Genomic DNA, 24,828 nt, shown 5'->3' on the forward strand with positions numbered 1-24,828 from the left:
CAAAGGGGGAATTATTATCGTTATTATTCTTATTCTCGTATTTCATCATATTTTAATATAGTGTTGAATAGCCGCTACTATGTTCCCCCTTCGGGGGTTAGGGGGCTTATTCGGCTATATTAGGATTGAGCCATTTCGTGGCTTCTTCTGTGCTTATACTTCTTCTTTTGGCGTAATCTTTTACCTGGTCTTCTTTTATCTTTCCTAGTCCGAAGTACTTGCTCTGCGGATGGGCAAAATAGTACCCCGAAACCGATGATGCCGGCCACATGGCAAGGCTTTCGGTCAATGTTATCCCGATCTGTTTCTCCACGTCCAGGATTTGCCAGATAGTGTTTTTCTCCAAATGGTCGGGACACGCAGGATAGCCGGGTGCAGGGCGTATTCCCTCGTAGTCTTCTTTAATCAGGGCCTCGTTGCTAAGGGTTTCATTTGAGGCATAGCCCCAAATTTGCTTACGCACTTTCTCATGTAAATATTCGGCGAATGCCTCAGCAAGGCGGTCACCAAGGGCTTTTACCATAATGGAGTTGTAATCGTCCTGCGCTTTTTCAAACTCACGCGCCTTCTCATCCACGCCAAAACCAGTGGTGACGGCAAAGGCTCCCATGTAATCCTGCTTACCAGAATCCTTTGGTGCAATGAAATCTGCGAGAGCTATATTAGGTGCGCCTTTTGTTTTTTGGGATTGCTGGCGCAATGTAAGGAACGTAGCCCCCCTGCCAGCCCCCCCCGCCCCCGAATGGGGAGCTGCCGACTCGAACCCATTAGCCACTGTTGCGTCTGAGTTGATTCCCCCTTTGGGGGTTAGGGGGCCTATCTCAATATCATCATCATTCACAGTATTCGCCGGAAAGATACCATAGACACCTTTGGCTTCAAGCCATTTCTCCTCCACTATTTGGCTCAGCATTTTTTGGGCATCCTCAAAAAGTATCTGTGCCTGCTCGCCTACAACGCCGTCGGTGAGTATTGCCGGGTATCGTCCGTGCAGGTCCCATGTCTGGAAAAAGGGCGTCCAGTCAATATACGGCACCAGCTCTTTCAGTTCCGGATAGAGGGTTTGGGTACCGATAAAATTAGGCTTCACGGGATCGAACTCCAGTTGCAGCTTGTTCTTTCGGGCTTCTTCAATGCTGAGGAAATCCTTATCGCGGGCACGGTTCAGGTAGCCTTCGCGCAACTTGTCGTATTCTTCACGTAGCGCTATCGAATAATCAAGTTTTGTGGCCCTGTTCAAAAGATTGCCCGCCACAGTTACTGCTCTTGATGCATCGTTCACATGCACCACGGTCTCGCGGTACTGCGGCGCTATCTTCACTGCGGTATGTGCCCTCGACGTTGTTGCCCCGCCTATCATTATCGGGATGCTGATGTTCAGCTTGTCCATTTCTTTGGCGAGGTACACCATTTCGTCAAGCGAAGGAGTTATTAGTCCGCTAAGGCCGATGATATCCACCTGTTCCCTGACAGCGACTTCTATAATTTTTTCGGGCGGTACCATTACGCCAAGGTCGATTATTTCAAAATTATTACAGCCAAGTACAACGGCTACTATATTTTTACCGATGTCGTGCACGTCGCCTTTTACGGTTGCCATTAATATCTTGCCACGAGTCCCTCCAGAAGCCCCCCCCGCCCCCGAAGGGGGAGCCTCTGACTCAGCCGTTAGCTTGTTTGCTACCAGTTCCGCCTCAATTTTATCGAGTACTTCGTTCAAACGATAAATAACTTCATCATTTGTAAATCGTATCACTTTATATCCTTGCTCTTCCAACCATTGTGTCCTTTCTATATCGTTGGCAATATTATCAGGCAATTGATGTATGAGTCCATCAACTTCAATTATAAGATTTTCTTTTACGCAAATAAAGTCCGCAATGTAATTTCCAATTATATGCTGTCTCCTGAATTTATACCCTTCCAGTTTTTTTCCGCTTAACTGCTCCCAAAGAAGCTTCTCAGCTTCAGTTGGGACATTTCGCATTTGCTTGCAAAAATCTTTAAGCAACCCATAATTAGCTGGGTTTGCCGTCCTCCAATGCGACTCCCCTTTTACATCAGGCTTGGGAGCTCCCCCTTCGGGGGCGGGGGGGGCTGCCGCGGCTATTTTTGCTGCCTCTATATACGGCAGCAAATACGCCACCGCTTTTTTCATAACACGTGCCGACTTCACAACCTGTGGCAGGAACATCTTTCCGCTTCCGAAAAGGTCGCCTACCACATTCATGCCGGCCATCAGATTGATCTCGATAACTTCTATCGGTTTTGCTGCCTGCTGCCGTGCTTCTTCAACATCGATCTCTATAAACTCATCAACACCTTTTACGAGGGCATGCGTTATCCTGTCCTGCACCGGAAGCGAACGCCATTCCTGCGCCTGCTTTTCGGTCATTTTTGCACCACCTTTTACATTTTCGGCGAAAGCCAGAAGCCTTTCGGTAGCGTCATCGCGGCGGTCGAGCAGCACGTCTTCCACATGAACCAGAAGTTCTTTGTCGATTTCGTCATATATTTCAAGCATCTCGGGGTTTACTATACCCATGTCCATACCGTGCTGGATGGCATGGTACAGGAACGCCGAGTGCATGGCCTCGCGCACCCTGTCATTCCCGCGGAAGGAGAATGATACATTGCTCACACCGCCGCTAACGTGGGCATAGGGCAGGTTGGTGCGTATCCATTTTGTTGCCAGGAAAAAGTCGAGCGCGTTCCTGCGGTGCTCTTCCATGCCTGTAGCCACGGGGAAAATGTTCGGGTCGAAAATGATGTCTTCGGGCGGGAAGCCTACTTTGTCCACCAACATATCATACGAGCGTTTGCATATTTCGATGCGGCGCTCGTAGCTATCGGCCTGCCCTGCTTCGTCAAAAGCCATTACAATAACGGCTGCGCCATAACGCCTTACTTTTTTCGCGTGGGCGATAAAGTTCTCCTCACCTTCTTTAAGACTGATGGAATTCACGACACTCTTCCCCTGCGCCACCTTTAATCCTGCCTCAATAATCTCCCATTTGGAACTATCGATCATTACGGGAACGCGGGCAATATCCGGTTCAGCGGCAATTAGGTTCAGGAAAGTGGTCATGGCATGCATGCCGTCGAGCATCCCTTCGTCCATGTTAATGTCGATGATCTGTGCGCCGCCTTCTACCTGTGCCCGGGCAACATCCAGCGCTTCCTCATATTTTTCTTCTTTTATGAGGCGCAGGAATTTACGGGAGCCCGTTACATTAGTACGTTCTCCAACGTTTATGAAATTGCTTTCGGGAGTCACAATTAGTGGTTCAAGCCCCGATAGTTTCAAATACCGGGCCGCTCCAACCCCCTCCGCCCCAAGCCCCCTAACCCCCGAAGGGGGGACTGCCGACTCGAACGGAGTAGAATCCTTATCTGTTACTATATCAGTTTTCTTATCGTTCATCATTAAAAGGCTCTGTTTTGGGATAATACTTCTTCGTTTGAGTGAAGCTCAGTTCCCCCTTCGGGGGTTAGGGGGCGTGGTTTGTACTGCTTTGACACTTCAGCTATCAGCTTAATATGCTCAGGCGTTGTCCCGCAACAACCTCCAATAATATTTATCAGGTTATCATCAAGGTATTCCTTGATCAATTGTTGCATCTCTGCGGGAGTCTGGTCGTATTCGCCAAAGGCATTGGGCAGGCCTGCATTTGGGTGTGCCGAAATGTTGAGCGTGGTATTGTGCGCCAGCCTTTTTAGGTAAGGCTTAAGCTGGTCGGCGCCAAGGGCACAGTTGAAGCCCACGCTTAGCAATGGTATGTGCGAAATGGAGATAAGGAATGCCTCAACCGTTTGTCCGGAGAGCGTGCGACCCGATGCATCGGTTATGGTGCCGCTGACCATGATGGGGATGTCAATGCCGAGTTCGTCCTTTACTTCCTCGATGGCATAAAGGGCGGCTTTGGCGTTAAGCGTATCGAATATGGTTTCCACTAAAAGGATATCTACGCCGCCATCTATCAGGGCTTTTACCTGTTCTTTGTAGGCAATGAGCAGGTCGTCGAAGGTTACGGCACGGTAGCCCGGGTCATTCACATCGGGGCTCATGCTGGCGGTACGGTTGGTCGGGCCTATCGAACCTGCGACAAACCTTGGCCTGTCGGTAAACTCATCGGCTACCTCACGGGCAATTTTGGCAGACTCATAATTAAGTTCGTATACCAAATCTTCCAGGTGGTAGTCGGCCATACCGATGGTGGTTCCTGAAAAGGTATTCGTTTCCACAATATCGGCGCCTGCCGCAAAATACTGGCGGTGCACGCCTTTTACGGCTTCGGGCTGCGTGATAGATAGCAGGTCGTTGTTGCCCTTTAGCGAATGCGGGAAATCCTTAAAGCGTTCGCCGCGGAAATCTTCTTCCGAAAAGTTATGGCGCTGCAGCATGGTGCCCATCGCGCCGTCGAGTACGAGGATACGTTCGTTTATAACTTGTTGTATTTTAGACATAATTTTAGTTCAAAGTTTAAGGTTTAAAGTCCAAAGTTGCCTCTGAGACCGAAAAAAACTTGTAGCGAAGACGGGAATTGAACCTGTGATTCGCTCGTGCTTTACTAAATATGTCATCAAAAATGGAAGGGAAATACCGTGAAGTATTTCGTGTGTTATCTATCCGCACGTGAGTTTGGTAGAATTTAGCACCTTCTTTAAAGATTAAAGGGTTGCTAAGGCTTCATAGGGTCTATTCCCTCTGCCTTTCGTGATAACGTATCAGTGTGTAAAAGAACAGGACAAAGAAACGGAATAAAATGGGAAGATGCAAATTTATGTTTTGGCAATAATCAATTACCATTTAATATTTATATTTACTAAAAGTTCGACTAAATGAGGTATTCAAAAATCGAAGAACCGAATAAGGAATTTTATTGTTATTTGGGTCTGCTATCAACCAAATTTGCAAAGATGGAATCAAATATAATGGACATCTTAGGCTTGTTAATTGTCGATGATTACATTTTGACATCCCTTATTTTTCAAGGTAATACATTACAAACAAATATTGAATTACTAAAAAAAGTTAGCAAACATCGTCAATTTGAAAAAAACATAATTGATGATTTGATTGGAAAAATAGGGAATATTAAATCTAAAAGAAATCTTTTTATTCATGGAGTATGGGGCGAACCATATGAATTTGAAAATGATATTTTGATAAAATGCTATGAATCCAGGTTACATATTGAAACAGAGGTAAAAAATGGATTTACGACTACATGGACATCCAAACAAAAAGAGCATGAATTTAGGTTAACATATATTAGAAAACTTGTAATTGATATAGATCATATAATCTTAGCACAAGATTCATTGATTAACAGGTTAGATCAGTATTTAATAGAAAACAACACATGGGAATAAATCGAATCATTTGGAAATATACCTTTACAGTAGAAAGATTACCAGAATGGATTTGTCCAACCTGTAAAAAAGGGAACCTAACCGGCAATAAAAGCAATTTCATTATACATGAAGATAGCGCTTCAAAAACTATGCTTAAAGAGCGCGACTGGGAAGCCTCTTGGATTACAGGGGTTTTTACTGGAATGATTCAATGTAATAATTCAAAATGTATGGAATTCGTAGCGGTCATTGGTGATATGTCTGTAGAAGAAGAACATGTATATGATGATAAATATGATGATGTAGAATACGTAGCGTATGAAGTTTTGAAACCTAAAATATTTATACCTCCTTTGCAGATATTTGACTTGAATGATAATCTACCTCCATCAATCAACATGTATATACGTGAGGCGTTTTCCCTTTATCATGTTGACACCTCTGCCTGTGCTAATAAAATTAGAATTGTAGTTGAGCTTTTGATGGATTTTTATAAGATTAAAAAAACAATTATAACCAGTAGGAGAAAAAGAAAAAGAGTAACATTACATGAAAGGATTGAACTCTTCAAAGAGAAATTTTCTTCTGAAGGTGAATTATTAATGGCCATCAAATGGATTGGAAATATTGGAAGTCACTCTATTGAACCTTTAACCCAAGATGACATACTTGATGGGTTTGAAATGTTAGAACATGTTTTAAATAAATTATTTGAAATGGAATCTAAACGAATCAAATCTTTAGGAAAAACTATTAATAAAAGAAAAGGTCCAGTTAAGAGATAGCCGTAGCCCACGTCTTATATTCAAATATTTTAACCAATGCCCACCCATAACTTCTTTCTCTTCCCCACCCTCACCACCGAAAGGCTGCTGTTGCGAAAATAGCAATTGACAAAGTCGTACCTTTACAGCCCGTGCCCGATCTTCGTGCGCGAATAACCATACATCACCCATAAAATGAAATCATTCAAGTCGTATTTAAATGCAACCGTAGCCGAAGACAGGAATATGTTCCATATAATTGTTATTGGCGATGCAGCCGATATCGAATCTGCCGAAGAAGGCACGTGGACAGAAAGCGGTATAATGGACTACTGGAAAAGAGCCGAAAAACCGGCTGGCGACAGCGGGCAGGTAAACCTCCACCTTGCCAGAAAAAAGCATGTGAATACCAAAATGAGAAAGATATCATGGCATGTGAACGGTTTTAAAAATGACAAGATAGCTGTGAACAACAGTATGAACGGCGAAGAGTCGGCCAGAACAATTGCCAATGCTATCGTGAAACTCCCGGAAGGCAAGATACTGGAAACGACACCCAACGAAAATGCAGAGGCCCTTTTAGCAAATGTGGATTACCTGCCGAATAAATGCAAGATATTCGTTTTTAAGGTCGCGGAAAAGAAATAATTAAGCAGCGCTTTTCGTTGTTGAGATTAATCAATTAGCCGATACTACAAACACACCTCTTCTTATATGAAAACCCTTTCGCTATTGCTGTTCCTGTTCTTCAGCTGGCCACGCTATGCTAATGCGCAAAACATCCCTGCTGACATAACCATCGCGCAGCTTCCGGACACAGAAGTTACTGATGCAGTGAAGGCAATGGCCGAAAAAGAGGGTATCAGTGTAACGAGGGATGATAAAAAAATTACTGCTACTACTTACTTCAACATATTAGAATGCGGAAAGTATTCGGCATCAGCCAAAATAAAGAATGACACTGTGGTCATAACCGTGAACAGCGCCCATGTTTGTGATGGGAATTCTAAATATTACAAGCTAAAAGCCGTTATCGACAACCCCGAAAACATTGCGTATCCCGTAGTGGTCGACCCTGCTTTTACTTTTTTGGCGGAAGGCGAAAGGATACAGCAGTTCAGGATCAACTATATAGTCGGCGATATCGATGGCGACAGGATAGGCGATACTGCGGGAGTCGATTATGAACAGGTGGTTGATGCCAATGATACCCTAAGCAATGACTGCGGGCGGGGAACCTGCTATATGACGGCGAATTTTGGCAAGGGCATTCCTGACATCACCCGGTCCATGTGCTACTGGATGAGCATTGAGCCACTGCCCGACCTCAACGGCGATGGCAGGGACGAGATCATTATAGCAACCCACTATTTTCACGGATGCTGCCACGACATGCTGGTATGGAGCTATGACGGCAAAAAGTGGCACCTGCTCGCCGAAGCTAACACATTTGATGATGATGAGCCGGATGCCCTGCGGGTGAAGAAAGAAAAAATGGGTTATTACCTGCATTACCGCAACTGGGATGAGGAAGGTGCGGATATTGTGGGGAAGAAAGTGAAGATAAAAGTCAGATGATCGGCGGGGTCATTGCGAGGCACGAAGCAATCTTTCCTCCGTATAGTAATTCTTTTGCCGGAACAGAAAGATTGCCGCGCTCCGTTCTTCCGCTCAATGACGGTGACGTAGTTGTATATTGTATTCGAAATTACAATTGTACTTCCTGAATATGTGGCCAAAAATAAAACCCCGCCATGATCATGACAGGGTTTTAACAAACAAAAAACCAAACACATTTTATTTTCAGGCCACTTTCCTGCGCTTTTCGGCCACATCCAGTATGGCATCGAACAAGGCATCGGCAGCTGCTTCTTTCCCTTTAATGGCATTCGCTACCCGGCGGAACTCCATTCCCCTGCTTTCCGCAAGGAATTGCAAACCTTTTGTAAAGTCTTCCGGCAGGTCGTTCAGGCTTTCGTTTACGGTTACAATGCTGAAGCCACTTTTTATAAGGTCGTGGTATTCTACGGCAAGGGCAGCGCTGGCAGTAGCATCTACCGCAATGATATTCTCAATATTGTTCTCCATCAGGTAATACAGGACATCCTCCAGCTTAAAAGGGATAGCAAACTGTATGAAGTTGGCTTCCCAGGAGTAACTCGGGCCTTCCTTTTCAAAGAATGCCACCGTCGAGTTGGTGATTACCGGAAACCTCAGGTCGAGATTTCGTTCGAGAACGAGTTCCTTGCGTTCCTTTACTACTTTATTAATGAGTGCGCTGCCTGTATTTCCGATACCGAACAGCACTATATTTATTCTTTTAGACATGATGATAATTTACGATTTTTAAAAAAAAGAGTGTTCCAATTGGAGTGCTATTTGTCATTCTGACGAAGGAAGAATCTCTAAATAATTATATCAGATTCTTCACTCCATTTTATTCCGTTCAGAATGACAGACTCATGGAACACCCTCTTCACAAACAAACAAAACAAACCATATTTTTTAATAAAACACCCGCAACATCCGCAGACCCGCAGGTGTTTCCGGGTTAGTTACCTTAGTTATAATTATACGTGTACTCTTTGTACAGCGACAGGTGTACGGGTGTGTTGTTCACAAGCGTATCATATACGGGGCTGCGAAACTGCACCTCCTTCATCCAGGCCTGCAGCGCCCCGAGTGGGGCAGTAGTTGCGGGTTTAAGAGTGATTTCTATATTTTTAAAGCCCGGCCTTACTTTACGGCTTCCGGCATCAGGAGTTTCCATGCTGCCGGTTATCTCTATCTGCAAAGAACGCAAAGTTATCCCCTGTTCTGCCGCCACCTCCTGCCCCAGCGCATTAATGCATCCGGCAAAGCCCGCAAGGATATATTCGTAGGGATTGGGCCCTTCGAGCTCGGGGTATTTTTCATTTTGGTTGAACCTGAGGTTGGCATTGAGTGTCTTTACAACAAACTGGCTGTTATTTCCGGTGTAGCCAAGTACGTTAATTTGATTTTTCATGATTGCGATTTTTTTATGATTAATGATTGAACAGTGCTGAAACAAAAAAGGCCCTTTGGAGCTGTTACCAAAGGACCTTATCTGAATTTAAATAAAACTAAAGATTAAGTCGTTCCCTTTGGCAACAGCGTGCGCATACAGTACATCCATGAAAAACGGATATGCTGGATATGTGACGATGTGCGGATAATGGATTTCATTTTTTTAATTCTTATGGTAATAAAAAAGCCCCTGCTTGGTGTTGCAGGGGCTTCGTTTGATTTTATATTGTACTACTTAAAATCATGCAATAGCGACCCCTGCGGAAATATTCCACATCGAATGACGGTATTGACAGATAAAAGATTTCATTTTTTCGTATTTTTAACTGAAACAAACTTCGTCACTATTTTTAATATATGCAAGCATAATTTTAAATTTTAACAGAAAACGTTTGCGAAGAAGCAAGAGCAAATGATTCGGATTTAAAAGGATGATCGCCAGTTTTTGTAGGGACATTACATTAGTGTCAGCAAAACTTTAAATTATTTACACGCTGTACTTTTTTTATTCCAATCGGGTTTTATACATTTGTCCCTGATTTAATCCCGGAGGAAAAATTTGTACTGATTGCAACCTCATTAAAAAATGCTAAAGCAGGACCCACTCCCTTTAGCCCAGCAATCTTCCTCCTCTTAAACATTATAACTATATGGCATATTTATTTACGTCAGAGTCAGTGAGCGAAGGGCATCCTGACAAAGTTGCTGACCAGATCTCGGATGCATTAATTGATAACTTCCTGGCTTTCGACCCTGAGTCGAAAGTAGCGTGTGAAACCCTTGTAACTACAGGACAGGTAATACTTGCAGGTGAAGTAAAATCTAAAATATACCTCGACGTACAGCAGATAGCGCGCGAAGTTATCCGTAAAATAGGATATACCAAGAGCGAATATATGTTTGAGGCTAACTCGTGTGGTGTGCTTTCGGCCATCCATGAGCAGTCGCAGGACATTAACCAGGGTGTAGACCGCCAGAATAAGGAAGAACAGGGTGCCGGTGACCAGGGTATGATGTTTGGCTATGCTACCAACGAAACTGCCGACTATATGCCGCTTGCATTGAACCTGTCGCACCAGCTGCTGCAGGAGCTTGCCGTTTTAAGGCGCGAGAATAATGAGATCACCTACCTTCGCCCGGATGCAAAAAGCCAGGTGACGCTGGAGTATGATGATAACAACAAGCCGGTGCGGATTGATGCTATTGTAATCTCCACACAGCATGATGATTTCGATGAAGAGCAGGCCATGCTTGCCAAAATACACAAGGACATAAAAGGAATACTCATACCAAGGGTGGTAAAGAACAACCCGGAGTATGCGCACCTTTTCAATGAAAATATAACCTACCACATCAACCCTACGGGCAAGTTCGTGATAGGCGGGCCTCACGGAGATACCGGGCTTACCGGAAGGAAGATCATTGTGGATACCTATGGCGGTAAAGGAGCCCACGGTGGTGGCGCTTTCTCGGGCAAAGACCCAAGTAAGGTTGACCGCAGCGCTGCTTATGCCACACGCCACATTGCCAAAAACCTTGTAGCTGCAGGCGTAGCCGAAGAGATTTTGGTACAGGTTTCGTATGCTATCGGGGTTGCCAAACCTACAAATATCTATGTAAATACCAACGGTACTTCAAAACTAAACCTTACTGATGGCGAAATCGCGGCGAAGGTAGAGGAGCTGTTTGACATGCGCCCTTACTTTATCGAGCAGCGCCTGAAGCTAAGGAACCCTATTTACAGCGAAACGGCTGCTTACGGCCACATGGGACGCAAGCCGGAAACCGTTACTAAAACCTTTAAATCGCCAAACGGTGAAACAAAAGAGGTAACTGTGGAATTGTTTACATGGGAAAAACTGGATTATGTAGAGAAAGTAAAAAGTGCTTTTAATCTGTAATTATCGCTTTTTTATTATATCAAAAAATGCTCTCAGGATATGGGAGCATTTTTTATTTAGTGAAGTTAACTAAATTTATATCGTAAAAAGAAAATTAGAACATAACTTCATGAAAACCCTCCTTAGTATCCTTATTTTGTGTACCCTCTTTTTAAGTGTGTCATTTCCGGAACAGGAAAAAGACGACATTACAGGTGTTTACATCAGCAAGCAGCCGACATTTGGCGAAAAAGCAGCTATGATGTATTTGAGAGGGCATCCCAATTTTTTATACACTGGGCCAAAGAATGAAAAACTGGAGTTGAAACCGGACAGTACATTTGTGTGTACAATCAATACCTGCTCCGAAGGGTTGGTAAGCTATACGGGAACCTGGAAAAGGTCTGGAAAAACTGTAACACTGCATCCTGACAACGCAGATTATAAAGACTCGTCTTTAACAATTTACAAAAAGAACAGGTTATATACGGTATCCAAAGTGAAAATTAGCGATTCCGGAGAAACCATGCCGCATTTAACGTTGCTTGAAAAGCAATAGTAGACAGGATGATGTGGATAAAGTGAAAGCTGCTTTCGGGATATAACCACTAAACCGTATATAAAAAAAGGGCTATCCAAAAGGTAGCCCGTTTTAAGTTCTATAACGCTCTAAAACAATTTTGATTAATTTGGCACAAGCGAATCAAATGCCCGTTGCCGTTCAGGTTCAAGAATTTCCTTAAATTGATCTTTAGTTGCTTTAGGTAATAACGTATACAGTTCCAGATTCTCTTTTAACAACTTTTGAGTCAACAAAATATTACCCATCATCGTGTCTACAGCTTCATCCAAGGATTTAAAATTTGTCTTACCTATATCCTTAGCTAATAAAACTTTAAGTCTGTCCTTAACTTCTATTGAATCTTTTACTCCCGAAAACTCGGATGCTTTGGGTAATTTAACATTTTTAAATTTTTTATTCATAGCCCTTGTACCCGCCTGCAATTTAATATAAGTATCCGATTGCATCATTTTCAGGTACATATCCTTCGTAGCCTCAAGTTCTGTTGGAGTAAGGCCTGACTTATTTATTGTTGATGTTGCAGGATTCTGTGCATAAACAACAGTTGAGAATAAAAATATAAGTATAATAAGATATTTCATATTAACTACATCCTGGTGTTGACCCTACGCAATTATTAAATTGATACGGCAAATCTACGTAAATTGTATGTTCATAATCACTCAAGTTAAGCACCAATGATATCGCTGAAAAAATATCACCACTAGGTGTGTCTAAATCACCGTAATAGTCCTCAGTTGCCTGTTCATAAGCGGTTTCATATGCTGCAATACAATCATCTAGACATGACGATGGGCTGGCAGTATAATCAGGTATTGAACCATCGCCAATCTCAGGGGCAACAATTATAGCTATTTCGTCTTTATCAGCTTTGCCTAAGTAACCAAATAGTTTGGTATTTGCATCTATTAAAATCTGACCTTTATTAACACTGTCATCAAACATAGTTTCGAATTGAGTAACGCTTTTAAATGACGTTTTTGAAAGATTAGAATTTATCCATGCCATCAATTTAGCTTTGCTTTCAAATGAAACTTCATTTGCACCTAATAATGAATTGAAATCTTTAATAGCTTTTTTAAAGTCAATGTACTCATTAGTTTTTGTCATGTCTAAATAAAGCTGTTTCGCAGTTGACACATCCATGCTACCTATGCGGTAAGCTGCTGTTGTATTAATGGTTTGAGATGATGTGGCATCATTTTCAGATGAACAGGCGAAGAACATTGACAATGCAATAATTCCGATAGGCAACAAAAATTTTTTCATATTAAATTATATTTGGTTGTGTCTCAAAAATAAAACATTAAATTTATTAGAGCAAAAGCACTAAGTTAAAGAAACGTTAATAATTGTATTTTTATTAGTTAAATTAAAAAATAATTAAATATAATTAAAATTTACTTATCAATATTTGAGAATTACTCTATAAACAGTCTTACCCACGAAGGCCTCTTGCACGACAAATTAAGAGAATTTAAGGCAGGGCTGCTGGTATTACAGACAGAGAACAAAGATGAATTAAATGGCGTAAGGCTTTCACGCGAGTGTTCGCCTTATATCTCAATACAATCCGCAGGGGTAGATTACCGAAAGGAGATCCCGGCAAAGATCAGGCATAAGGTTGAGGCGCTGCTTTTGAAAATTTTTAAATAATTATTTTAACCAAATAAAAAACGGGCTATCCAAAAGGTAGCCCGTTCTCATTTCATATAATTATCTTAACCGAAAACTTCTTTAAAAGCATCATTCAGCTTGTCTTGAATATCATCAGGAATACCTTTAGGAAACAGTAAAGCAGGATTGTCATCGCGTGATTTGCCGATAATAAAGACTTTAGAGAGCGTTTTACCTCTGAAAAAGTCCATGTTATCCACCCTTATCTGGAATGCAAGGGAACTGAACTTTTCTCTTTTAACCTGGAAATCTGTAGCCATTCTTTTGAATTTAAATTAATTACAACAAATATAATCATTATCTATAGACAAATGTGTTAATTATAAAATTTATCTATAAATAATACACTACAGATCATACTTTACTGTAAGCAGCAAATATCTTGGCTGTACCCTGTAGCGCGAAGTGAAGGTGGAAAACTGGTTAAAACTGTCATCGTTAAGCGATGTGGTATTGAGGAGGTTGGTACCCCCTACTTTAAATTCCCATTTGCTGTTCTTTTTGCGGTACATGATGTCGGCGCTAAGGAAATCGTACTCATTGTCACTGGTTTTGTCACTATTGAAATAGTGGTTGTACTCATAATCGGCCCTAATAGTAAAGGCGTCCCAAAAGTAATAGCTGATGTTAGCAAACGGCTTGTGGTTGTAAAACTTGTTACTGCTATAGTCGTTTACACTAAGCGAATAGCCCACTTCGATATTCGGGAGGGTTTTATAATTGGTAGCGAAGCTTGCTGTGTAGCTTTGCGAGAACTGCTCGTTTACCTGCCTTAGAGAATTTGCTATGCTTGCGGTGCCATCACCTGTTCCCGGATTGAACCTGAAGTTATTGAACTTGCTCCAGTTTACCGATGCACTTGTGGATACCTTGTAAAACCGGGCAAAGCTCCTGTTATAGCCGGCATAGGCCGAAAATGTCTGGTCGGCATAGGGTGAATTCTCTACTGTACCCACCTGGTTGATTCCACTGAAGGCGGAGAGGTTCTTTATCGCATCCATCATGTGGCTGTAGTTCACTGCACCGTACAGTTGGGTGAAGTTAAACATGTTGTATTTAAAATAGTTAAGCGAGTGGTTTTGATAAAGGCCGTTCTGAAGGTTGCGGTTACCCTGGAACAACGATTTATAGCTGTTGAGCACCAATCCACGCGCAAAATCGGCTACATCGGTAAAGTTGGTCGTCATGCTGTAGTTGTAGGTAAGGCGCTCTGACTTCCTGATGTTGTATTGTGCAAAAACATCGGGCAGCAACCTCGTAAAGTTGTTCTCTACCTTGCTTCCCAACTGCTCATTAAACACATTATACTTATGCAGCGTTACTCCGGGATTGAACTCAAAACTGCCAGTTATCCAACGGAAATGCGCACCGAGGAAAAGGTCGTTAAAAACATAATCCACATTATTCTTCGTGTTGTCGTTCAGGCTGTTCTCCGAGCCGTCGTCCATTGTCTGGAAAATTGCTGAGTTGAAATTCTGGAACGAGTAGGTATTTCCCAGCGTAAAGTTGATGTTGCTCTTTGGCGTTACCATGTAGTAATAATCCAGTTTGGCATCGGCCTTATTGGTCCTGACAAACCGTTGCTGTGAAATATCATAGCGTGTAGCTGGCAACAGGCCTAACGAGAGTGCAGGGTCTGCGGATGGCCCGGCAGGGAACGGGTTGTTGGCAAGGTTGGCATTGTACAAAGGGTCTTCGTCCTGGTACAGGTGCTGCGCCTCGAATGCAAATACATTTTTGTCGTTGAGGGTGTAATACAGGTTGAGGTTTTGGTTAAACGAGAAAGGCTTTTGCTTTTGCTTCGTATAAATATCCTGGCTTTGCGATGTTTCCGGAAAAACCTCTGAAAGCTGTGCCGACATCTCCCACTGGTCAGAAGTCTTCATAAAGGCATCATAATCAAACTCAAGGTTAGCGCTGGGCTTATAACTGGAACTCAGCTTGAATAATGCAAATTGTGTTTTTTGTTCTGATGTCTGCTCGCTTTTTTGTGTAGTTTGAGGGTCGCCTGTCACCGGATCGAGCAATACGTTACGGCTTACCGTTTCCATTTCGGTCTTGTTGGAATTGATGATGGCGAACCCGCTCAACGACCATTTTGGGGTAACATTATAACTAAAGTTGCCTGCGCCAAATTTGGTTTCTATCTGCTTAGCCCTGTTGTTCCGCATGAGCGAAAGGCCCAGGTCGTTAGAGCCTATGTTCAACGATGTGCCGCTCCTTCGCATCAGGTTGCGGAAACCGCCGCTAAACTTGAAATAATCTTGCATGGTTAGCGGAAGCTCACCCGTATTGTTGAAATTGCTTATCAGGTTGAGGCTGTATTTGGGACTATAATAAAATATCTTTGGGTTTACAATGTAACGCTCCCCTTCGCCTATGCTGGCACCGGCCGTCATGTCGCCAAACCAGAAGTTCTTTTTGCCATCCTTCAGCTTAATGTTCATGGCAATATTATCTTCGTTATTGGTTACGCCCTTCAGTTGATTTACTTCATTATAGTTGCGCAGCACCTCCACCTTGCTCACCGCATCGGCGGGAATGTTCTTTACGCCCAGCTTGGTATCGCCATCAAAGAAATCCTTGCCTTCCACCATCAGTTTCGATACGCTTTTGCCCTCTACCTTTATACCGCCATCGGCATCCACCTCGACACCGGGAAGCTTTTTAAGCACATCTTCCAGCTTACGTTCTGTGCCATTGGTAAATGAATCGGAATTATATACAATGGTATCGCCCTTTATGGTTACCGGCATTTCGTGTACGATCTCCAGCTCGGCCATGTTGATTCCCTGCTTCAGCACTATTACTTTTACCATATTCTCCTTTCCGGTGGTAATGGTTTCCTCATAAGGAGTATAGCCTATATAGCTCGCCCTGAGTATATATTGTGTATTGGGACTGAGCACCAGTTGGAATTTTCCCGCTTCATTAGTAATCGAATAGGAATCCATCGCGTTGGTTGCTTTATTCACAGCCATAACGTTGCCCATTTCGAGCGGCGTACCAAGGGAATCCCTCAGGACGCCCTCGTAGCGTATGTTTTGTGAATAGGATAAGGCTGATAACAATAACGTTACGGCAAATAATAATTTCTTCATGTGTGTTAATTGGTTGTTGGTTTCGGGTTAGCCTCCTATCCGGATAACCCTTCTGGTAGTGGTGGTGTTAGATCCGGGAGCAGGCTCATCCATTTCCCTGGTCTCTTCCATCTTCTTTTCTACTATTTTATCAAATTCGGCCTGAGAAACTTTCGGGGCTTTCTTCGGGGCTTTTATTTCTACTTTATCTTTAGGATTCAACACAACTTTGGAGCAAAGTAATGTTGTATTGCCATCGTTTACTTCGAGTATAAGGCCGGGCAGCCCCCAATAGCCTCCGGGGCCGTGGCTCACCGGTATTTCGGGTGTATACCACGCTGTAATGACCCTGTCTTTTTCCGGCCCATCGGTCAGGGAAATTGCCTTAACCGTTTCAGGAAGCGGGCGCGCCCTGATAGTAACGGTGGCTTTATAGCAGGTATAGGTGCCAATCTTTTTGGTCTCACTTCCCAATTTCCAGTCGTATTTGTGAAGCGAATCGACAATGAGAAACTCCTTGCCGAATATCTCATTCTCGGTGATCGTGTTCTTATCTTTCAGGTTCTTATACTGCCTGCCACCTTCTGAATTGTTTATACTTATTGATATGTTGCCACCTGATGGCGGAGATAATTGGGCTTCCTCTTCATAGATCGAAGATGTCTTGTCGAAATTCAGGGTGTATTTTTTCTCAAAGGCTTTTTTAAGCTGTTCCTGTAACTGGGCTTCCAACTCCGGCGGCAATTCGTTTCCTTTTTCAGAATCTGATTCTGACTTTGAGAAATCAATCGATGTTTTCGATTCGTAAACGGCAGCGCCTCTGAAATCCTGTGCTTTAGCTGAAAATGCAGCCAGAATAATCAGGCAATGTAAATACTTTTTCATACCATTATTTTTAAGTTTACACAAATGAACTAAAAATTTAGTTATAAAACTATTTCTATAGTTATGAAACTAAAAATTCAGTTTAATTTTACATTCAGAATTGCCGCCAGCACTATTCTCCTATCCCAAAAAACTAAATTCTATGAAAGTACCATCTATCCGCCAAAACGTCCTCTCCTGCCACCGCCGGGGCCGCCACCCATTTCCTGCATCTCCTGTATCTTTTTGGTCATGATGTCGGCAAATTGCTCCTGGGTCACTTTCTCACCCTTTTTAGGGGCTTTAATTTCCGATTTCTCTTTGGGGTTAAGCACTACTTTAGAACAAAGAAGTACCGTCTTATCGTCAGAAACCTCCAGTATCAGTCCCGGCAGCCCCCAGTAGTTTGCCGGCCCCTGGTTTACCGGAATCTCAGGGGTATACCATGCAGTGATTGTCCTTTCAGTCGGCATTTCTACCATATCCATGAAGTTGGTCTTTTTCATCTCCTCTTCACTTTTTTTCTTCATTTCTTCTTCAGCACCTTTTTTCGGGCGGTAGTTCATCATGTTCGATTTATCTACCGGTACCACAGCTGTCGCTTTGTAACAGGTATAGTTACCTATTTTTTTTGATTCGGTTCCCACCACCCATTTGATACCGGGAAGGGAATCACTTACCAAAAATTCCTTGCCGAAAATATCCTTTTCCTGAAGCATGGTTTTGGTTTTTACATTCTTGTAGTGTTTTCCGCCACCGCCAAACATCGAGCCCATCATCTTGAAGCCCTGTGCCATCTGGTCGCCAGGCGCATCCAGCTTTTCCTCTTCTTCGTAAGTGGAAGCGGTACGGTCAAACTTAAGTATGAATGTTTTTTCGAACATCGGTTTCAGCCGCTCCTCGATCATTTTCTGCATTTCGGGCGTTATCTCTTTGTTACCGCCGCTGAATTTCTTCATGTCGTCCATGCTGGTCTTGGATTCATACGTAGCAACTCCCTGGAATTCCTGGGCTTTTACCGTTAGCATCGAAACCAATGCTGCAAAAATGTAAACTATGTTTTTCATGGTATTTCTTTAATTGTGGATATGACGAATGAGAAATTGTTTTGTTACAAAGGGGAGTTGTTAATTTATGAAGTATTTTAGTGTCTGATTATTGCATTACAGGCCTCACCCCCAACCCCTCTCCAAAGGAGAGGGGAGCCATGAACGGGTACTGTTCGTCAAAATTTAGCTATTCCTTACTGTCCTGGTAAGATTTACGAAGGACTACGAATATCTGAAAAGAATAGTTGCTTCATCGTTCCTCCTCGCAAGGATAACGCACTGAGGTGAAGGTGCCATACTTACTCCTGCTTCGCGAAGTCTTTGGCTTTTGATGTAGTATGCCAAAATATTAAACACTCCCCATGCGTTATTTTTCTTTACTTTGCCATAATGAAAAAGCTGCTTCCTCTTCTCGCTATTCTTTTATTCGCTGCCGCTTCGGCACAGGAAGTTGCCATTCCCGCAAAGTTCCTGAGTAGCGCAAAGTCAGGGCCTGAGCGGTACATCGGGTCTGATAGCTATGGATGGCAATACACCGTGCTGGACAACGAGTTCCGTAAGGAGAAAGACGGCAGGATGCTGAAATATAAGGCGCTTTCGTTGGGAGAAATTTACCGTGCGGATATCCAGAATCCGTTGCAGATCATTTTGTTCTACCGTAAATTCAATACAGTAGTGCTGTTGGATAACCAGATGAACGAAACTTCGCGCATCAATTTCTCGAACATACAGGAGCCTGTCATTGCCGAGGCCATTGGACTTGCTTCGCAAAACCGCCTTTGGATGTACGATGTCACCACCCAACAGATCGGCCTGTACAGCCTGGCACCCGGTACTTTCCGGACGCTGACGCCGCCATTTACCGATGGCATTAAATACTATCATAACGATTACAATTATTTTTACTGGATCGATACGGCCAACAAGTGCTATGTTGTTAACCTGTTCGGCAAGGTAAGTTCGTTAGGAATATTGCCGGATTATGACCAGGTGCAGATTGTTTCTCCTACCCTGATTTTACAGGCGAAAGACGGCGTGCTTTACCATTTTAACACTGTTACCGGAGCAAAGGCACCAATCGCCGTTGTGGAAAAAAGCTTTGAAAGTTTTTACTATTCGGGGGAAATTTTATCTATTTTTACCGACCACGGAATTACTTACTATCAACTAAAGTTACAACAATAATGCATATAGCTGTTGCAGGCAATATAGGCGCCGGAAAGACCACCCTTACCGGATTGCTGGCCAAGCATTTTAAATGGGAACCCCACTATGAGGATGTGGTGGACAATCCCTACCTGGATGATTTTTACGACCAGATGGAGCGCTGGTCGTTCAACCTGCAGATCTATTTCCTTAATAGCCGCTTCAGCCAGGTGATGCAGATTCGCGAAAGCGGGAAGAACATCATACAGGACCGCACAATCTATGAGGATTCGCACATCTTTGCGCCCAACCTTCATGCGATGGGCCTGATGACCAACCGCGACTTCAATAATTACAAATCGCTTTTTGAGCTGATGGAGAAGTTCGTTGGCGCACCCGACTTATTGATCTATCTCCGCAGTTCCATCCCGAACCTTGTGAAGCAGATCCACAGCCGTGGCCGCGATTATGAGAACTCTATTTCCATAGAATACCTCAGCCGCCTTAACGAGCGCTACGAAGCATGGGTGCAGGGCTACGACAAAGGCAAGCTCCTTATCATCGATGTGGATAAGCTTGATTTTGTGAACAACCCTGAAGACCTTGGCCAGATCATCAACCGTATCAATGCGGAGGTGAATGGGTTGTTTTAAAAGTTTAAGGTTTAAAGTTTAAAGTTCCGGGGCGCGCGAAGTAGCGACGCATTGAATGTTTTTCTACATAATAACATAAGCAAAAAATCCCACGCTGTAAACGTGGGATTTTTCTATTAGCCGTAATAAAGCTTATTATTTCCTTGCTTTTTTGAATGCCTCAATTTGGGAATTCACTTCAGCATCGGTGCCTTCAAAAGTTTTTTCTTCAGTTTTGATTTCGTTGTTATCGGCTTTCGTAGAGATAACTACAGTAGCTTTTACATTCCCCTCTGAATCTTTCTGGCGGTCAACAGTAATCTCTTCGCTTTTTTCCTGCCCTACTACGGCTGGCTGCTCTACAACAACCGTTTCCGTTTTTTCTACAATTGTCTCGTGGCCATCAGCATGCCCGCCCAATATTGGCGCGATAACAAGGCCGATAAGGCATGTAAGCTTGATAAGGATGTTCATAGACGGGCCTGATGTATCCTTAAACGGATCGCCCACAGTATCACCTGTTACGGCTGCCTTGTGCGCATCAGATCCTTTGTAGGTCATTTCGCCGTTGATCATTACACCGGCTTCGAACGATTTTTTAGCGTTGTCCCATGCACCACCTGCGTTGTTCTGGAACACAGCCCAAAGCACACCTGATACGGTTACACCTGCCATATAGCCTCCAAGCATTTCGGCTACCAGCTGGTTGTTGTCAGGGTAGATAAGCATACCCAAAAGTACGATAGCGATGGGGAAACCGATAGTAAGCACACCCGGAAGCATCATTTCGCGAAGGGCGGCTTTGGTAGATATCTCCACACATTTACCGTATTCCGGTTTGCCGGTACCTTCCATGATTCCCGGTATTTCGCGGAACTGCCTCCTTACTTCATAAACCATGTCCATCGCGGCTTTACCTACAGAGTTCATTGCCAATGCAGAGAATACCACAGGGATCATACCGCCAACGAAAAGCATCGCCAACACCGGAGCCTTGAAGATGTTGATACCATCGATACCTGTAAATGTAACATAAGCAGCGAATAGCGCTAGTGATGTAAGCGCCGCAGAAGCGATAGCAAAGCCTTTTCCGGTTGCTGCTGTAGTATTACCCACAGAGTCCAAAATATCGGTACGTGTACGCACTTCTTTAGGTAGCTCGCTCATTTCGGCAATACCACCGGCGTTGTCAGAGATCGGTCCGAAAGCATCAATTGCAAGCTGCATTGCTGTTGTAGCCATCATCGCCGAAGCGGCAAGTGCAACACCATAGAAACCTGCAAATGCATACGATGACCATATCGCACCTGCAAACAATAGTACTGTTGGGAAGGTGGAGATCATACCAGTTGCAAGACCCGCAATGATATTGGTACCTGCGCCTGTACTTGATTTTTGCACAATAGCAAGGATCGGTTTTTTACCAAGCCCTGTATAGTACTCTGTAACCGATGATATTACACCACCTACAATAAGGCCTACGATAGTCGCGTAGAACACCCTCATTGACGAGATGTCTTTAGGCTCTTCGCCATAAAACTCCATTATCATTGTTTTAGGAAGCATGTATTGTACCAGGAAGTAGCATGATATGGCTACAAGGATAATCGATACCCAGTTGCCCATATTCAGTGCGCCCTGTACCTGTGCCTCTTTAGCGTTGTTGTCCTTTATCCTTACTAACAGTGTTCCCACAATTGAGAACAATATACCGAAGCCTGCAATAGCCATCGGAAGAAGGATCGGCCCTATTCCACCGAAAATATCGGTAAAGTCCGGATTTGCGATTATAATATCCCTAAGCACATAGTTACCCAATACCATGGCGGCAAGTACGGTTGCCACATACGACCCGAAAAGGTCGGCGCCCATACCGGCAACGTCGCCTACGTTATCACCCACGTTATCGGCAATGGTAGCAGGGTTACGAGGGTCATCCTCAGGGATACCAGCTTCCACTTTACCTACAAGGTCGGCGCCTACGTCGGCAGCTTTGGTATAAATACCACCACCTACACGGGCAAATAATGCGATAGATTCGGCACCAAGGGAGAAACCGGCAAGAGTTTCAAGCACGATGGTCATATCGGCTGAATTTGTCCAAACGCCTCCCATAAAATAATGGAAGAAGAAAATAAAGAACGTTGTAAGCCCCAATACTGCAAGGCCGGCAACGCCAAGGCCCATTACGGTACCTCCGCCAAAAGACACCTTTAATGCCTGCGGAAGACTGGTCCTTGCGGCCTGTGTGGTCCTTACATTGGTTTTGGTGGCTATCTTCATACCCATATTACCCGCAAGCGCCGAGAAGAATGCCCCTAAGATAAAGGCAACCACGATAAGCAGGTGGGTTGTCGCACCGGGAAGAAAGGTTATCCCGGCAAGCGCTAAGCTGGCCACAATAACAAAAATAGTAAGCAATTTATATTCTGCCTTAAGGAAGGCAAGGGCGCCTTCGTAGATGTAATCTGAAATCTCTTTCATCTTTCCATCACCGGCATCCTGCTTTAACACCCATGATCTTTTAACCGCCATAAATAGCAGCCCTACAACGGCCATGATAATCGGCACGTAAATCATTATTGACTCCATAAATAAGATTTTTTTGGTTTTGGTTTTTGTTAATATCTTGTAAATGTAACAAAACCAAAATAAAAAAAGCAACACTCTTTTACAGAATGTTGCTTTTTAATGGAGTATTTTTAGCTTTTTGGCTTATTTTATACTGAAAAGTTCTTCAGGCCTGTTCTCTATTGCTGCGAAACGCTCTATGCATTCGTCTATGATCTGGTAGGCCTCATTAACGTCTCCCCATCCTTCTACATCAACCTTTTTGTTCTCAAGATCTTTGTACACTTTGAAGAAATGCTCGATCTCTTTAAGGCGGTGTGGGTTAAGGTCGCTAAGGTCATTGTATTTGTTCCATATCGGGTCGGATATCGGCACACAGATTACTTTTTCATCCGGGCCTTTTTCGTCAGCCATGTGGAAAACCCCGATAGGCTTCACTTCGACAACACAGCCAGGGAATGTAGCCTCATGAACCAACACCAGCACATCAAGCGGATCGCCATCAAGCGCCAGGGTTTCCGGTATAAAGCCGTAATCGGCAGGGTACATCATGGATGAGAAAAGCATCCTGTCGTAACGTATTTTCTTTAATTTGAAGTCGTATTCATATTTGTTCCTGCTTCCCTTAGGTATCTCTATCAGGACATCAAACGATTTTAATTTTGCAGCTGTCATATCTCTAACTGTTTTTCTTATTTAGCGGGTGCGAAAGTACAGCAAAAAATATTGACGAACAAAGTTTTACGATTGAAAAATCCAGTAAAATCAATACTTTACAAAAAATTAATACCATAACTGCTTCGACTACATAAAGTTTAAAAACAATATCTTCAAAATTTTAATAAAATAATTCCATTTATATCAAAAACAGGAAATTGCTTCCATCTCAATTCATATAAGCCTTAGAACATCGTTTTTCGAGCTTAGCGAAATACCGCTGCCTGAGTTATCGGCATAAAAAAAATCCCGGTATTGCCGGGACTTTCCTATTAGTTTTGAAGCTTATTATTAAAGCTCAGTCTCAGTTTTCGTGCAGTCCGATATGCAGCCATTTTCATTGCAAATAGGCACTTTCTTACCATTCACGTACAAATATTCCAGGTTACATCCTGACGCACAGCCACGGCAGCTCGTAGTCTTGATCACATCAAAGGCTTCATCAAGCGACAGCGAACCGGATCCGTTGCGGATAAGCATCACACCAATAGAGATATTCCTTCCATCGGCTCCAATAAGCATATACCCTATGTTGGATGGATCATTAAGTGCCGGTTTTTTTACTATTTTAAGGCTTTCAAGAGTGGTTGCATTTCCTTCCTTCTGAAGTATATCCTCAAAATTAGCTATGATGGCGCTTTTGTCGGCGGTTATTTGTATATCCCCATCACCATTGTCCACACCTATTTCGCCTTCCCAAAAACTGGCTCTGTTTTCCCTTTCAGGGGTTGCGGCATCCGTAAGGTTTATATCTGAATCACTGCTACAGGCCACTATTGTAGCGATAAAAAGGAGGCAGGCTCCGATTTTAAGTAAGTTTGTTTTCATGGCAGTTGTTTTTTATGTGTCTTACGAAAGTAGCATATAAAACAAAATGGCAGCCACAACAAAATGTTAATTATTTAAGTAGGGTATGCTTAACGGGCTTCTTTTTCATTCTTCTCGCAATCAGCGCACGATGAACATATTAGATGCTTTACCCCGTCTTTTTTTCGTGCCACAGGAAGGCACCCTCCATCACACTCGCCCTTACAGATAACCAACAGATAGGACTCCGATCCGTCATGGTCTTCTGAGCCAAAATAAAATTTATCACCCTTTAACTGGAGTAAGGAGGCTACCTTCGCGGTACCGTCTTGCGTCCTGGCTACCAGCATATAAAAATCTTCGGCCACATCGCCTTCGGTCGTCCCTTTAACTATTTCAAAAGCTGTGAGTTTTTCCGGGCCGTCAACATTGGCTTCCCAGGCCGCTGCGAGCGCTTTTTCATCAGTAATAGTATAGGTTCCGTTATGGTTGGCACCTACAGCCTCTTCAGGATAAATACTGCCTGAACCGGCGGCGGCTGTTTCCTTTTTACACGACAGCACTAGTAAGGCAAGAAATACCGCAAATATGCATTTCATAAATTCTTATGGATTGGTTGCAAAACGAAATTACAAAAATTTTGTTAAATGAG

Annotated in this window: 23 protein-coding genes and 1 riboswitch; of the genes, 9 read left to right on the forward strand and 14 right to left on the reverse strand. The window is 43.4% G+C overall.

Translation table 11 applies throughout. The features are described 5' to 3' along the window. Positions 1-106: 106 nt before the first annotated feature. Together AAEO56_RS05345 and AAEO56_RS05350 are read right to left on the reverse strand one after the other, a co-directional pair. Entirely contained in the window at positions 107-3,427 is a 3,321-nt protein-coding gene (locus tag AAEO56_RS05345; protein ID WP_341695991.1) for a vitamin B12 dependent-methionine synthase activation domain-containing protein, read from the reverse strand. Continuing rightward, on the reverse strand, positions 3,427-4,467 hold the full coding sequence (locus tag AAEO56_RS05350; RefSeq protein ID WP_341695992.1) for a homocysteine S-methyltransferase family protein: 1,041 nt from the start codon (positions 4,465-4,467) through the stop codon (positions 3,427-3,429). The genes AAEO56_RS05345 and AAEO56_RS05350 overlap by 1 nt, the downstream gene beginning before the upstream one ends. 152 nt (positions 4,468-4,619) lie before the next feature. After that, a riboswitch (SAM riboswitch) is annotated at positions 4,620-4,727 on the reverse strand. A gap of 193 nt (positions 4,728-4,920) precedes the next feature. Between AAEO56_RS05350 and AAEO56_RS05355 the strand changes: the two genes are divergently transcribed. The 4 genes from AAEO56_RS05355 (at position 4,921) to AAEO56_RS05370 (ending at position 7,700) form a co-directional block, all read left to right on the forward strand. After that, complete coding sequence (locus tag AAEO56_RS05355) at positions 4,921-5,376, forward strand: hypothetical protein (protein WP_341695993.1); 456 nt, start codon at positions 4,921-4,923, stop codon at positions 5,374-5,376. After that, positions 5,367-6,143 (forward strand): DUF4145 domain-containing protein, encoded by a 777-nt coding sequence (locus AAEO56_RS05360; RefSeq protein ID WP_341695994.1) that lies wholly within the window; start codon positions 5,367-5,369, stop codon positions 6,141-6,143. The genes AAEO56_RS05355 and AAEO56_RS05360 overlap by 10 nt, the downstream gene beginning before the upstream one ends. A gap of 174 nt (positions 6,144-6,317) precedes the next feature. Beyond that, entirely contained in the window at positions 6,318-6,770 is a 453-nt protein-coding gene (locus AAEO56_RS05365; RefSeq protein WP_341695995.1) for a DUF6367 family protein, read from the forward strand. 66 nt (positions 6,771-6,836) lie between these two features. Further along, on the forward strand, positions 6,837-7,700 hold the full coding sequence (locus AAEO56_RS05370; RefSeq protein ID WP_341695996.1) for a hypothetical protein: 864 nt from the start codon (positions 6,837-6,839) through the stop codon (positions 7,698-7,700). A 225-nt stretch (positions 7,701-7,925) separates the two neighbouring features. Here AAEO56_RS05370 and AAEO56_RS05375 read toward each other — a convergent pair whose 3' ends face one another. Together AAEO56_RS05375 and AAEO56_RS05380 are read right to left on the reverse strand one after the other, a co-directional pair. Continuing rightward, complete coding sequence (locus AAEO56_RS05375; RefSeq protein WP_341695997.1) at positions 7,926-8,450, reverse strand: hypothetical protein; 525 nt, start codon at positions 8,448-8,450, stop codon at positions 7,926-7,928. A gap of 232 nt (positions 8,451-8,682) precedes the next feature. Next, a complete protein-coding gene (locus tag AAEO56_RS05380; protein ID WP_341695998.1) occupies positions 8,683-9,129 on the reverse strand; it encodes an OsmC family protein in 447 nt (148 codons plus the stop codon). A 691-nt stretch (positions 9,130-9,820) separates the two neighbouring features. Between AAEO56_RS05380 and metK the strand changes: the two genes are divergently transcribed. Together metK and AAEO56_RS05390 are read left to right on the forward strand one after the other, a co-directional pair. Beyond that, entirely contained in the window at positions 9,821-11,071 is a 1,251-nt protein-coding gene (gene metK / locus AAEO56_RS05385; RefSeq protein WP_341695999.1) for a methionine adenosyltransferase, read from the forward strand. Positions 11,072-11,180: 109 nt separating this feature from the next. Beyond that, positions 11,181-11,609, forward strand: coding sequence for a hypothetical protein (locus AAEO56_RS05390; RefSeq protein WP_341696000.1), 429 nt, complete (start codon positions 11,181-11,183; stop codon positions 11,607-11,609). 125 nt (positions 11,610-11,734) lie between these two features. On the opposite strand, the gene AAEO56_RS05395 is transcribed toward AAEO56_RS05390, so the two are convergent. Both AAEO56_RS05395 and AAEO56_RS05400 read right to left on the reverse strand, forming a co-directional pair. Then, positions 11,735-12,214, reverse strand: coding sequence for a hypothetical protein (locus AAEO56_RS05395; RefSeq protein WP_341696001.1), 480 nt, complete (start codon positions 12,212-12,214; stop codon positions 11,735-11,737). A 1-nt stretch (position 12,215) separates the two neighbouring features. Beyond that, positions 12,216-12,902: a hypothetical protein gene (locus tag AAEO56_RS05400; protein WP_341696002.1), complete on the reverse strand. Its 687-nt coding sequence runs from the start codon at positions 12,900-12,902 to the stop codon at positions 12,216-12,218. A 186-nt stretch (positions 12,903-13,088) separates the two neighbouring features. On the opposite strand from AAEO56_RS05400, the gene AAEO56_RS05405 reads away from it, so the two are divergent. Then, on the forward strand, positions 13,089-13,289 hold the full coding sequence (locus AAEO56_RS05405; RefSeq protein ID WP_341696003.1) for a hypothetical protein: 201 nt from the start codon (positions 13,089-13,091) through the stop codon (positions 13,287-13,289). A gap of 65 nt (positions 13,290-13,354) precedes the next feature. On the opposite strand, the gene AAEO56_RS05410 is transcribed toward AAEO56_RS05405, so the two are convergent. The 4 genes from AAEO56_RS05410 to AAEO56_RS05425 form a co-directional block, all read right to left on the reverse strand. Then, positions 13,355-13,570: a hypothetical protein gene (locus tag AAEO56_RS05410; protein WP_341696004.1), complete on the reverse strand. Its 216-nt coding sequence runs from the start codon at positions 13,568-13,570 to the stop codon at positions 13,355-13,357. 87 nt (positions 13,571-13,657) lie between these two features. Further along, entirely contained in the window at positions 13,658-16,411 is a 2,754-nt protein-coding gene (locus AAEO56_RS05415) for a TonB-dependent receptor (protein ID WP_341696005.1), read from the reverse strand. 27 nt (positions 16,412-16,438) lie between these two features. Next, complete coding sequence (locus AAEO56_RS05420) at positions 16,439-17,275, reverse strand: GLPGLI family protein (RefSeq protein WP_341696006.1); 837 nt, start codon at positions 17,273-17,275, stop codon at positions 16,439-16,441. Between the two features lie 155 nt (positions 17,276-17,430). After that, entirely contained in the window at positions 17,431-18,321 is an 891-nt protein-coding gene (locus AAEO56_RS05425; protein ID WP_341696007.1) for a GLPGLI family protein, read from the reverse strand. A gap of 372 nt (positions 18,322-18,693) precedes the next feature. Here AAEO56_RS05425 and AAEO56_RS05430 point away from each other — a divergent pair, with 372 nt between their 5' ends. Continuing rightward, on the forward strand, positions 18,694-19,488 hold the full coding sequence (locus AAEO56_RS05430; RefSeq protein ID WP_341696008.1) for a hypothetical protein: 795 nt from the start codon (positions 18,694-18,696) through the stop codon (positions 19,486-19,488). Further along, a complete protein-coding gene (locus AAEO56_RS05435; protein ID WP_341696009.1) occupies positions 19,488-20,102 on the forward strand; it encodes a deoxynucleoside kinase in 615 nt (204 codons plus the stop codon). Before AAEO56_RS05430 ends, AAEO56_RS05435 begins: the two co-directional genes overlap by 1 nt. A 135-nt stretch (positions 20,103-20,237) precedes the next feature. Here AAEO56_RS05435 and AAEO56_RS05440 read toward each other — a convergent pair whose 3' ends face one another. From AAEO56_RS05440 to AAEO56_RS05455, 4 genes are all read right to left on the reverse strand, one after another. After that, the gene (locus tag AAEO56_RS05440; RefSeq protein WP_341696010.1) at positions 20,238-22,673 is read right to left on the reverse strand and encodes a sodium-translocating pyrophosphatase; all 2,436 of its coding nucleotides are present in this window, start codon (positions 22,671-22,673) and stop codon (positions 20,238-20,240) included. A gap of 123 nt (positions 22,674-22,796) precedes the next feature. Continuing rightward, positions 22,797-23,327, reverse strand: coding sequence for an inorganic diphosphatase (locus tag AAEO56_RS05445; protein WP_341696011.1), 531 nt, complete (start codon positions 23,325-23,327; stop codon positions 22,797-22,799). Positions 23,328-23,660: 333 nt separating this feature from the next. Next, the gene (locus AAEO56_RS05450; RefSeq protein ID WP_341696012.1) at positions 23,661-24,197 is read right to left on the reverse strand and encodes a hypothetical protein; all 537 of its coding nucleotides are present in this window, start codon (positions 24,195-24,197) and stop codon (positions 23,661-23,663) included. Between the two features lie 89 nt (positions 24,198-24,286). Continuing rightward, positions 24,287-24,775 carry a hypothetical protein gene (locus tag AAEO56_RS05455; RefSeq protein WP_341696013.1) on the reverse strand — a complete coding sequence of 163 codons (489 nt, stop codon included), beginning with the start codon at positions 24,773-24,775 and terminating at the stop codon, positions 24,287-24,289. Between the last annotated feature and the right edge of the window lie 53 nt (positions 24,776-24,828).

Source organism: Flavobacterium arundinis, from assembly GCF_038289855.1.
Classification (GTDB): domain Bacteria; phylum Bacteroidota; class Bacteroidia; order Flavobacteriales; family Flavobacteriaceae; genus Flavobacterium; species Flavobacterium arundinis.

What these genes read in the sequence shown, in the direction of transcription:
- AAEO56_RS05345 (WP_341695991.1), bottom strand. Translation starts at nt 3,427, where the DNA reads ATGATGAACGATAAGAAAACTGATATAGTAACAGATAAGGATTCTACT.
- AAEO56_RS05350 (WP_341695992.1), bottom strand. Translation starts at nt 4,467, where the DNA reads ATGTCTAAAATACAACAAGTTATAAACGAACGTATCCTCGTACTCGAC.
- AAEO56_RS05355 (WP_341695993.1), top strand. Translation starts at nt 4,921, where the DNA reads ATGGAATCAAATATAATGGACATCTTAGGCTTGTTAATTGTCGATGAT.
- AAEO56_RS05360 (WP_341695994.1), top strand. Translation starts at nt 5,367, where the DNA reads ATGGGAATAAATCGAATCATTTGGAAATATACCTTTACAGTAGAAAGA.
- AAEO56_RS05365 (WP_341695995.1), top strand. Translation starts at nt 6,318, where the DNA reads ATGAAATCATTCAAGTCGTATTTAAATGCAACCGTAGCCGAAGACAGG.
- AAEO56_RS05370 (WP_341695996.1), top strand. Translation starts at nt 6,837, where the DNA reads ATGAAAACCCTTTCGCTATTGCTGTTCCTGTTCTTCAGCTGGCCACGC.
- AAEO56_RS05375 (WP_341695997.1), bottom strand. Translation starts at nt 8,450, where the DNA reads ATGTCTAAAAGAATAAATATAGTGCTGTTCGGTATCGGAAATACAGGC.
- AAEO56_RS05380 (WP_341695998.1), bottom strand. Translation starts at nt 9,129, where the DNA reads ATGAAAAATCAAATTAACGTACTTGGCTACACCGGAAATAACAGCCAG.
- metK (WP_341695999.1), top strand. Translation starts at nt 9,821, where the DNA reads ATGGCATATTTATTTACGTCAGAGTCAGTGAGCGAAGGGCATCCTGAC.
- AAEO56_RS05390 (WP_341696000.1), top strand. Translation starts at nt 11,181, where the DNA reads ATGAAAACCCTCCTTAGTATCCTTATTTTGTGTACCCTCTTTTTAAGT.
- AAEO56_RS05395 (WP_341696001.1), bottom strand. Translation starts at nt 12,214, where the DNA reads ATGAAATATCTTATTATACTTATATTTTTATTCTCAACTGTTGTTTAT.
- AAEO56_RS05400 (WP_341696002.1), bottom strand. Translation starts at nt 12,902, where the DNA reads ATGAAAAAATTTTTGTTGCCTATCGGAATTATTGCATTGTCAATGTTC.
- AAEO56_RS05410 (WP_341696004.1), bottom strand. Translation starts at nt 13,570, where the DNA reads ATGGCTACAGATTTCCAGGTTAAAAGAGAAAAGTTCAGTTCCCTTGCA.
- AAEO56_RS05415 (WP_341696005.1), bottom strand. Translation starts at nt 16,411, where the DNA reads ATGAAGAAATTATTATTTGCCGTAACGTTATTGTTATCAGCCTTATCC.
- AAEO56_RS05420 (WP_341696006.1), bottom strand. Translation starts at nt 17,275, where the DNA reads ATGAAAAAGTATTTACATTGCCTGATTATTCTGGCTGCATTTTCAGCT.
- AAEO56_RS05425 (WP_341696007.1), bottom strand. Translation starts at nt 18,321, where the DNA reads ATGAAAAACATAGTTTACATTTTTGCAGCATTGGTTTCGATGCTAACG.
- AAEO56_RS05430 (WP_341696008.1), top strand. Translation starts at nt 18,694, where the DNA reads ATGAAAAAGCTGCTTCCTCTTCTCGCTATTCTTTTATTCGCTGCCGCT.
- AAEO56_RS05435 (WP_341696009.1), top strand. Translation starts at nt 19,488, where the DNA reads ATGCATATAGCTGTTGCAGGCAATATAGGCGCCGGAAAGACCACCCTT.
- AAEO56_RS05440 (WP_341696010.1), bottom strand. Translation starts at nt 22,673, where the DNA reads ATGGAGTCAATAATGATTTACGTGCCGATTATCATGGCCGTTGTAGGG.
- AAEO56_RS05445 (WP_341696011.1), bottom strand. Translation starts at nt 23,327, where the DNA reads ATGACAGCTGCAAAATTAAAATCGTTTGATGTCCTGATAGAGATACCT.
- AAEO56_RS05450 (WP_341696012.1), bottom strand. Translation starts at nt 24,197, where the DNA reads ATGAAAACAAACTTACTTAAAATCGGAGCCTGCCTCCTTTTTATCGCT.
- AAEO56_RS05455 (WP_341696013.1), bottom strand. Translation starts at nt 24,775, where the DNA reads ATGAAATGCATATTTGCGGTATTTCTTGCCTTACTAGTGCTGTCGTGT.